The organism is Aeromicrobium sp. P5_D10, assembly GCF_054049535.1.
The window spans coordinates 1-1703 of sequence record NZ_JBFUME010000024.1; the positions used below are offsets into that span (position 1 = coordinate 1).

Here is a 1703-nt window from a genome sequence, read left to right on the forward strand (position 1 = left end):
CCCCTGCCCGACCTCCTACAGGACGTGCTCGACGGCACCATCACACCCGGCGATGTCTTCGACCTCACACTTCCGCTCGATGCGGTCGCCGAGGGCTACCGGGCCATGGACGAGCGACGCGCAATCAAGACAATGCTCACGCTCTAACAGGACTCGGCAGGGCGGTCGTGGCGCTCTGGTGGAAGATGAGGACCGCCGGGCTGAGTAGAGGTGTCCAAACCATCCATTGGCACGGGAGGTCCTCAAGTCCCACACTCCGAATTTCCCCGACGCACATCAGCTGAGGTCGGGCAGCGGTCGTGCCGATGTGTCGAGATGAACGGCATGGCTATCGCAAGTCGAAGTTTCCCAAGCACGGCGGCACGTTTCATGCGGACCCGGGCCAAGCGTCACCCGGATCCGCATGAATGTTGGGAGTTAGTCTGTGCCGCCCAGCATTGCAAGGCTTGGCATGTAGATACCCGAGTACGCGGCTGGTGCACCGCTGATTCTCTTGTTCATGAACAGCGTATTGCTCAACGCCACAACGGGTATCACCAAGTTCTGCTCGTCCTCCCAGATCTTCTGACCTTCCACAATCAACTTGGCCCTTTCTCGCGGGTCGAACGTGGCTCGAGCTTGCTGCAAGAGCGTGCCCACTTCGTCCTGCCCGTCGTAATCTACGTACTGACCCGAACCGCCAAGGGCACGCGGGAGGACGGTGTAAAGGAGGTTGTCCAACGGGTCGGTCGCGGACATCGTGTCAGCCCAGAAGAACGAGACGTCCGACTTATCTCGGTAGGCGGGGCTCGACGCCAAGTTCCCCAACACTGAGGAGGTGATCGCGCGTATCTCCACGTCTAGTCCAATCTTTTTTGCGTCTTCCTGAATCAGTGTGAGCGCACGCAGATGTGCCTCATTGCCTTGGAGTGCTGCGATCACAATGGGTTTAGACGCGTTTGGGTTTCCTCCGATCACCTTTTTCGCACCAGACGGATCGGGTTTCCTCGGCAGGGTCAGCGCGTCGTAGGCATCCTCGTATATGTCCTTCGCCTCGGCTTGCCACCATGCTGGCGTCATCAGTGCGTAAGTCGGGCGGGCCGCATTGGAGTAGATCTTCTCGGCAATGGATTGCCTATCGATGATCATGCTGAGCGCTTTTCGAATTTCCGGATCCGCCCCCGGCCCACCGGTAGCGAGCAACACGCCGATTCGAGGACTCTGGCCGAGGTACACCTTGCCACTGGCCACGGATTTGAGTGACGGAACAAGGGTCGGTGAGAATCCAAAGGCGCCGTCGATCTGGCTGGACTTGAATCCTTGAGTCAAAGTCCCCACATCGGTGATGAATTTGACACGGACCGTCTCGACCTTAGGCCGCCTCGTCTCATCCCAATAGTCGTTGTTCGCCTTCAGAATCATCTCTGATCCTGAGTTCCATTTCTCGAGTTTGTAGGGTCCACTACACATCAGGCCACGGCTGGGACTTCCATATGCATCCGGGTCTGCCTCAACGTACGCCTTCTGAGAGATCATTCCCGGCACAATGGCCATCTCTTGGTGAAAGAGCTCATCGGGCGCTTTGAAGCGGACAACAACGCGGTCCGGGCCGTCAGCTTCAACACTTTTCACGTTTGTGAAGATCGTGCCATTCAAAGACGCCACTTTGGGGTCGAGGTTCTGCCCGAGGCTGTAGGCGACGTCAGCGGACGTCAGGGGCTGAC

General features: G+C 58.3%; 1 protein-coding gene. It reads right to left on the reverse strand.

The features are described 5' to 3' along the window. Positions 1-417: 417 nt before the first annotated feature. Positions 418-1703, reverse strand: a 1286-nt coding sequence (locus ACXJKC_RS21715; protein ID WP_456698844.1) for an ABC transporter substrate-binding protein, incomplete at its 5' end; no start/stop codon positions are given.